At 64.6% G+C, this 7819-nt stretch carries 9 protein-coding genes; 1 reads left to right on the forward strand and 8 read right to left on the reverse strand.

Annotated elements, in window-relative coordinates:
- The 6 genes from EPO55_RS18970 to EPO55_RS18995 all read right to left on the reverse strand — a co-directional run.
- Nucleotides 1-280, reverse strand: a 280-nt coding sequence (locus EPO55_RS18970; protein ID WP_296338697.1) for an integration host factor subunit alpha, incomplete at its 3' end; no start/stop codon positions are given.
- 147 nt (nucleotides 281-427) lie between these two features.
- On the reverse strand, nucleotides 428-1399 hold the full coding sequence (locus EPO55_RS18975; protein ID WP_296338699.1) for a beta-ketoacyl-ACP synthase III: 972 nt from the start codon (nucleotides 1397-1399) through the stop codon (nucleotides 428-430).
- Nucleotides 1396-2460: a phosphate acyltransferase PlsX gene (gene plsX, locus EPO55_RS18980; protein WP_296338707.1), complete on the reverse strand. Its 1065-nt coding sequence runs from the start codon at nucleotides 2458-2460 to the stop codon at nucleotides 1396-1398. Before plsX ends, EPO55_RS18975 begins: the two co-directional genes overlap by 4 nt.
- Nucleotides 2461-2518: 58 nt before the next feature.
- Nucleotides 2519-2713 (reverse strand): 50S ribosomal protein L32, encoded by a 195-nt coding sequence (gene rpmF / locus EPO55_RS18985; protein ID WP_296338700.1) that lies wholly within the window; start codon nucleotides 2711-2713, stop codon nucleotides 2519-2521.
- A 111-nt stretch (nucleotides 2714-2824) separates the two neighbouring features.
- The gene (locus tag EPO55_RS18990) at nucleotides 2825-3409 is read right to left on the reverse strand and encodes a DUF177 domain-containing protein (protein ID WP_296338701.1); all 585 of its coding nucleotides are present in this window, start codon (nucleotides 3407-3409) and stop codon (nucleotides 2825-2827) included.
- 9 nt (nucleotides 3410-3418) lie between these two features.
- Entirely contained in the window at nucleotides 3419-3910 is a 492-nt protein-coding gene (locus tag EPO55_RS18995) for a ubiquinol-cytochrome C chaperone family protein (RefSeq protein WP_296338702.1), read from the reverse strand.
- Between the two features lie 105 nt (nucleotides 3911-4015).
- Here EPO55_RS18995 and bamE point away from each other — a divergent pair, with 105 nt between their 5' ends.
- Nucleotides 4016-4507, forward strand: coding sequence for an outer membrane protein assembly factor BamE (bamE, locus tag EPO55_RS19000; protein WP_296338704.1), 492 nt, complete (start codon nucleotides 4016-4018; stop codon nucleotides 4505-4507).
- 95 nt (nucleotides 4508-4602) lie between these two features.
- On the opposite strand, the gene EPO55_RS19005 is transcribed toward bamE, so the two are convergent.
- Both EPO55_RS19005 and EPO55_RS19010 read right to left on the reverse strand, forming a co-directional pair.
- Complete coding sequence (locus EPO55_RS19005) at nucleotides 4603-6708, reverse strand: sodium-translocating pyrophosphatase (protein ID WP_296338705.1); 2106 nt, start codon at nucleotides 6706-6708, stop codon at nucleotides 4603-4605.
- Between the two features lie 153 nt (nucleotides 6709-6861).
- Nucleotides 6862-7819 (reverse strand): MFS transporter (locus EPO55_RS19010; protein WP_296338706.1); only part of this gene is annotated, 958 nt, incomplete at its 5' end.

Raw genomic sequence — 7819 nt, forward strand, 5'->3', positions numbered from 1 at the left:
TCAGAGATTTAAGGACGTTCGACGCTCGAAAGACGAGTACCCGTCGCGGCAGAATCGGTACTTCCTGCCCCGTCTTCGGATTGCGGCCCACGCGCTGCCCTTTGTCGCGAACCGTGAAACTCCCGAAAGACGAGATCTTCACCGATTCGCCACGCGCCAAGGCTTCCACGACTTCGGAGAGAATCGTCTCTACGAGATCGCTGGATTCATTGCGAGACAGTCCCACTTCCTGGAACACGGACTCGCTCAGATCGGCACGCGTGATAGTCCGGCCTTCCACTCCGGTACCCTTCCTTCCCCCACTTAATCCTTACTCTAAGGTTGGAAAGCGGTCAATATCAGGAGGATAGAGGCTGGACTTGAATCGCCGTCTGTTCTCGTTCCGTTGCGGGCAATTTTGTTTCAATCGCTGCCCGGACGAGAAACCCTACCAGCGAACCAGCGAAGCGCCCCAGGCAAGGCCGCCGCCGATGCCTTCCAGCAGCAGCAGATCGCCCTTTTTGATGCGCCCGTCCTTGACCGCGGTATCGAGCGCCAGCGGAATCGAGGCCGCCGACGTGTTGGCATGGCGATCGACCGTGATCACCACCCGTTCGGGCGCCAGGCCGAGCTTGCGCCCGGTGCCGTCGATGATGCGCTTGTTTGCCTGGTGCGGCACCAGCCAGTCGATGTCTTTGGTCGCGAAGCCGGCCTTGGCCAGCACCTCGCCCACCACCGCCGCCATATTCACGACGGCGTGCTTGAAGACCTCCTTGCCTTCCATGCGCAGGAAGCCGGTGGTCCGGGTCGAGGACGGGCCGCCGTCGACATAGAGGATGTCGTGCTGGCGGCCGTCGGAATGAAGGGCATTGGCGAGCACGCCGCGGTCGGCCGACGTCCCCTTGCCCTCCTCGGCCCGCAGCACGACCGCACCGGCGCCATCGCCGAACAGCACGCAGGTCCCGCGATCGTCCCAGTCGAGGATGCGGGAAAAGGTCTCGGCGCCGATCACCAACGCCGTCGACGCGAGGCCATTCTTGATCATGCTGTCGGCCACCGACAGGCCATAGACGAAGCCGGCGCACACGGCCTGGACGTCAAAGGCGGCACCCCTCGTCATGCCGAGCTGGGCCTGCACGCGGGTCGCGGTAGCGGGAAACGTTTCATCGGGCGTCGCCGTCGCCAGCACGATGAGATCGAGGTCGGATGCCTTCAGGCCGGCATGCTCGAGCGCCCTCTCCGAGGCCTTGAGCGCCAGATGCGACGTCATCTCGCCATCGGCCGCGATATGGCGCTGCCGAATGCCGGTACGCTGCTGGATCCACTCGTCGGAGGTATCCATCTTCTTGGCGAGGTCGGCGTTGGTAACCACACGCTCCGGCAGGTAGGAGCCGCAACCCTGAACGACGGAACGAATCACGCGCCTCCTCCGCCTGCCTGCAGCGCCGGCGCCTCCGCGGTCGACGCCACCTCATGCAACTTGGCCAGTCCCTCGACCAGCTTGCTCCTGTAGTCGTATCGGACCATGTCGATCGCCACGCCGATGGCGTAGGCAAAGCCCAGCGCATCGGTGCCGCCGTGGCTCTTCACGCAGATTCCATCGAGTCCGACGAAGACGCCACCATTGTAGCGCCGCGGATCGACGCGCTTGCGCATTTTAACCAAGGCCCCCGAGGCGAAGAGATAGCCGATCTTGGCAAAAGTTGAGGTCTTGAACGCATCGCGCACGAAGCCGGTATAGAGCTTGGCGGTGCCTTCGATGGCCTTGAGGGCAATATTGCCGGTGAAGCCGTCGGTCACGACCACGTCGACCTTTCCGACGCCGATGTCGTTGCCCTCGACAAATCCGTGGAAGGAGACCGGCGAGCCTTCACGGCGCAGCATCATGGCCGCCTGCCGCAGTTCCTCGTGCCCCTTCAGTTCCTCGGAGCCGACATTCAGCAGGCCTACCGCCGGCTCGCTGAGCCCCAGCAGGACCTGGGCGAACACGCTGCCCATGACGGCGAACTCGGCGAGATTTTCGGCGTCGCACTCGAGATTGGCACCGAGATCCAGCATGACCGTCTCGCCCCGGTTGGTCGGCATGAACGAGGCCAGGGCCGGCCGATGGGCGCCCGGGAGCATGCGCATGGCCACCATCGAGATGGCGAGCAGTGCGCCGGTGTTGCCAGCCGATACCACCGTATCGGCGCGCCCCTGGGCCGCGGCGTCCACGGCGAGCCACATGCTCGACTGACGGCGGCGGCGCAGCGCGAAGGACGGTTTGTCGTCGGGACTGACCGCATCCTCGGCCGGAACGATCTCGAGGGCCTGGGCCAGTCCCTTGCGCCGGTCGACCAGCGGCTTCAGTCGGGCCGGATCGCCGAACAGGAGGAAGGACGCCCCGGGGTAGCGTTCACGGGCAATGTCGGCGCCGTTCACGACGACTTCGGGCGCCTGATCACCGCCCATGCCGTCGAGTGCGAGAACGACCTTGCCCACGCTCACGGGGACGCTCTGCCTGTCTGTTGCCAGCGCATTGCCGGCGGCGCGCTGCGGCCTACTTCTCGGCCGACGTCGCGTCGGCTAGGACCGGCATGTCCTCGCGATAGTAACCGCAATGCGAGCAAACCATGTGCGGCCGCTTGAGCTCACCGCAATTCTTGCATTCGATGAACGCCATGACCGGCACCGCGTGATGGGACCGGCGCATATTGCGGCGGGACTTCGAAATCTTCTTCTTGGGAACGGCCATAACGATCTCCACGACGGGGCCGCGCCAACGCTGGCCCCAAAAAGCTGAGCCGCGCTCTAGCGGCGCGGCGGGCGGCCTTCTCTAGCTAAATCGTTCCACCACTGCAACAGTTTAGCGGCCGCGGCGGGGCTTGTCCCTGAGGGCTGCCAGGCCAGCGAACGGATGCCGCTGCTGGCCAGGCGCTCCCCGCCGGCCGGCCCCCTTGGATTTGGGCAGGACATCCTCCAGTTTCACGCCGGCCCGGCGCGGGTAGGGTTCGGCAGCCAGTGCGAGCTGCTCGGCGACAATTTCGCCGACATCGAGCATATTTCCCGTCAGCGGCTCCGGCGCGTCGGCCTGGGCGTTCAGCACGGCCTCCCCGCTCTCCGGATCGCGCTCCTCGGCCAAATCCTTCTGGAAGACGATACGGAAGACATCGTCGAGTTCCTGGGTGACCGGCTCCAGGGTCAAAACGCAGGCCTGGATGATCTTTCCGCGCAACCGGCCCTCGACCACGACCTGACCGCCCGGTTGCAGATCAACGGTTACCCGGGCAGCGAAGGCCTGGAGACCGAGAAAACCGAAACGCTTGGCAAGCGCCGCACACTCGCTCTCACTGGCGACAATGTCCAAGGCCGAGCCCGACCTGGCCATCCGGTCCAGATCGATGACACGCTCTATCTCAGATTTATGTTTGTTATCAAAATATTCTGACATTATCTTAAACTACTTTATCAAATCATTGCGAGATGTATTGGCCAGCCTTCGAGCATGAGCGGCCACATGCGCTTCGAGGCGGCCCACGGCGTGGGCGGCAGGCGGACTACCGCCATAGGCGTTGCGCCGCAAGACCTCGGCCAGCGGTGTCGGGCCCCCGGCAAGCGCCTCGCGGTAGGCGAGCGCCCGCCCATGCAGTCCCTCGGCCATGATCTTGATCCGGCGCCCGACGCCCAGGTCCTGGACTCCGAGTTCGCGCAGCGTGACGTCGAGATGTCGGAACATGGCATCGAAGAAGGCCTGCGCCAGCCGCTCGCCGTCGGGCTCGCGGCGCAGACGGTCAATGGCAAGGGCCGCATGCAGGGCCAGGGAATCGAATCGGCCATCGAGCGTGTCGGGAATGCCGCAGGCATCGAACAATTCGGGCAGACGCGCCTGCTCCGCCGTCCTGGCGTAGAAAGTAGCGGCAAATTTGTCTTCGGCGCTCTTGCGGCGGAACACGACCCAGCTCCCTGCGGTCACGGGCCCAAGTTGACCCGGAACGACCATCGCGACATGTTGTGCACCGTCTTTCCCCGGAACCCAAGCCCTACGCAAGATCCCCTCATGCGCCGCATTGCCTCCCTCGCCCTCGCCGGCACCCTGCTCGCCCCCGCCCTGGTGGCGCTGCCCGGCTGCGATGCCACCTTCAATCAGCGTGGCTTCGCCCCCACGCCCGGTTCGGTGGAGAAACTCGAGGCCGGTACCCAGAGCCGCGAGGACGTCATACGCCTCGTCGGCTCGCCGTCGGCGGTCTCCACCTTCAACCCGAACATTTGGTACTTCATCAGCGAAACGCAGGAATCGTTCGCCTTCCTGAAGCCCGTGATCACCGAGCAGAAGGTGATCCAGGTCACGTTCAACGAGTCCGGACGCATCCAGGCGATCAAGAACTACGACCTGAAGGATGCCGAGAACATCGCCATGGTCCAGCGCATCACGCCGACCTCGGGCAAGGAGCTCACGGTGCTCGAGCAGATCCTGGGCAACGTCGGCAAGTTCAACCCCGCCGGCAAGAACCAAACCAGCCCGGGTGCGCCGACCGGCGGCGGCATCTGAGGCCACACGCAAGGGCCCACCTTATCCACAGGCGCATAGAAAAAGCCCCGGTCCTTTTGGACCGGGGCTTTTCCGTAGCATTCGGTGTCGACGCCTCAGTGTGCGAGGACGGCGAGCAGCAACAGGGCCACGATGTTCGCGATCTTGATCATCGGATTCACGGCCGGGCCGGCCGTGTCCTTGTACGGATCGCCGACGGTGTCGCCGGTCACCGCAGCCTTGTGGGCCTCGGATCCCTTGCCACCGAAATGGCCTTCCTCGATGTATTTCTTGGCGTTGTCCCAGGCACCGCCACCCGCCGTCATCGAAATGGCGACGAAGATGCCCGTGACGATGACGCCCAGCAGCATGGCGCCAACCGCCGCGAAGGCGTCGGAGCGGCCGGCGATCCAAGAGATCACGAAGAACAGCACGATCGGCGACAGCACCGGCAGCAGCGACGGGATCATCATCTCCTTGATCGCCGACTTGGTGAGCATGTCGACGGCCCGGCCGTAGTCCGGCCGATCCGTGCCCGCCATGATGCCGGGCTTCTCCTTGAACTGGCGACGCACTTCCTCGACCACCGACTGGGCGGCACGGCCGACGGCCAGCATCGACATGCCACCGAACAGATACGGCAGGCCGCCGCCGATCAGAAGTCCGACCACGACGTACGGATTCTTGAGGGAGAAATCGACCGCTTTGATGCCGAGCTTGCCCTGGGCGATGAAGTAGTCGAGGTCCGATGTGTAGGCTGCGAACAGCACCAGCGCGCCGAGGCCGGCCGAAGCAATGGCGTAGCCCTTGGTGACGGCCTTGGTGGTGTTGCCGACGGCATCGAGCGCATCGGTGTTCTTGCGCACTTCCTTCGGCAGTCCCGCCATTTCGGCGATGCCGCCGGCGTTGTCGGTGACCGGGCCGTAGGCATCGAGCGCCACCACCATGCCGGCCAGCGCCAGCATCGCGGTTGTGGCGATGGCAATGCCGAACAGGCCAGCCAGCACGTAGCAGATCACGATGCCGGCGCAGATCAGCAGGGCCGGCAGCGCCGTGGCTTCCATCGACATCGCAAGACCGGCGATGACGTTGGTGCCGTGGCCGGTGACCGACGCCTTGGCGACGGCCTTGACCGGACGATAGTCGGTGCCGGTGTAGTACTCGGTGATCCAGACGATCAGGCCGGTGATGGCCAGGCCGACCAGCGAGCACCAGAACAGCGACATGCCGGTGAACGAACGATCGCCCACCTTCAGCACCGTGCTCATGCCAACAAGGCGGTCGGTGGCAAAGTAGATGGCCGGGATCGACAGCACGGCGGCCACGATCACGCCCTTGTACATCGCCCACATGATGTTGCCGTTCGAGCCGAGTCGGACGAAGTAGGTGCCGATGATCGAGGTGATGATGCAGGCGCCCCCGATGACCAGCGGATAGGCCATCAGCTTGGAGACCAGCATCGGATCGGCGGCGAAGAAGATCGACGCCAGGACCATCGTGGCAACGACCGTCACCGCATAGGTCTCGAACAGATCGGCCGCCATGCCGGCACAGTCGCCGACGTTGTCGCCGACGTTGTCGGCGATGGTGGCCGGGTTGCGCGGGTCATCTTCGGGAATTCCCGCCTCTACCTTGCCGACCATGTCGCCGCCGACGTCCGCACCCTTGGTGAAGATGCCGCCGCCGAGACGGGCGAAGATCGAGATCAGCGAAGCGCCGAAGCCCAGCGAGACCAGCGCGTCGATCATGTCGCGGCTGCCGCCCGGGACGCCCATCTTGAGCAGGATGGCGTAGTAGCCGCCGACGCCGATCAGGGCGAGGCCCGCGACCAGCATGCCGGTCACCGCGCCTGCCTTGAAGGCGAGGTCGAGACCCTGGGCCAGGCTCTTCTGGGCAGCCACGGCGGTGCGCACGTTGGCGCGCACTGACACGTTCATGCCGATGAAGCCGGTGGCACCCGACAGCACGGCGCCGATCAGGAAGCCCACAGCCGAGTATTTGCCAAGCAAGGCGGCGAGCACGACCAGGACGACGACGCCAACGATGGCGATGGTCGTGTACTGGCGTCGCAGATAGGCGCCCGCACCTTCCTGAATGGCCTGCGCGATCTCTTGCATGCGCGGCGTGCCGGCGTCGGCCGCCATGACACGCGACGCGGTTACGACGCCGTACAGCACGGCGATGACGCCGCAGCCTAGGACGGCCATAAGAACAGGAGACATAGTTTCTAACCTATTGTTTTTGCGGCATTTTCAGCCCTGCGCTCGCCGAAGTCATTGACTCCCCCCGGCGCGAGGCGGGCGGAAAATGACAGAACGGCCCCGTCCGCGCAAGGAAGGCAGTGGGAATAATCCCATTGCCTCAAAGACTTGGCGTCAGACGCGCGAAGGATGCCGCAGCCGGAAGACGGTGATGACGGCCAGGGCAACGAGAACCAGCGTCAGCGCCACATAGTTAAGAACGGCCCAGCCCTCGAGTTCCAGCACGACGCCCGCCATCAGGCTGGCCACGGTGGTGACGCCGAACACCATGAAATCGTTGAAAGCCTGGGCCTTGCCGCGCTCGGCCGGCCGGTAGGTGGTGGTGAGTAGGGTCGTGGCACCGACGAACAGAAAGTTCCAGCCCAGCCCATTCAGGGTCATGGTGATCCGGAAGTGCCATTCGGTGACCCCCATCAGGGCCACAGCCACGCCGGCGACCAGGATCGCCACACCGGCAGTCATGATGTTGAAGATGCCGAACCGGGCGATCAGATGGCCTGTGAAGAACGATGGCACGAACATGCCCATCACGTGCACGAAGATCGTGATCGGCGCCTCGGTCCGGCTGAGGCCGCACTGGACGATGGCGAGCGGCGAGGCCGCCATGACGAAGGACATCACGCCGAAGGCGATAATGGCGCCGGCGCAGGCCACCAAATAGGTCGGCTGGGTGACGATCTCGAACAGCGGCCGTTGCGGGCCGGCGGTATCCTCCGGCTTCACGGCGGGAAACTCGATGAAGCCCAGAATGACGAAGACGATGATGTGGACAATGACGACGGCCACGAAACTGGCCTGGAAGAGCGGTATCCAGAGATCCGGCGTGAAACGCGCCAGGCTCGGACCGACGATGCCCGCGATCACGCCGCCTGCCGTTACGTAGGAGATCGCCTGGGCGCGAAACGCACCGGGCGCCAGCTCGACGGCGGCAAAACGGTAAAGCTGCATGTTGGCAATGGCGTTGCCGAGGAAAATTCCGCCCAGGCACATCACCGGAAAGCTACCGAGGCCGAGGCCAAGGGCGGCAAGCGATGCGCCCACCATGCCCATGACCGAACCGGTACGAAAACCG

The organism is Reyranella sp. (assembly GCF_004296935.1).
Classification (GTDB): Bacteria; Pseudomonadota; Alphaproteobacteria; order Reyranellales; family Reyranellaceae; genus Reyranella.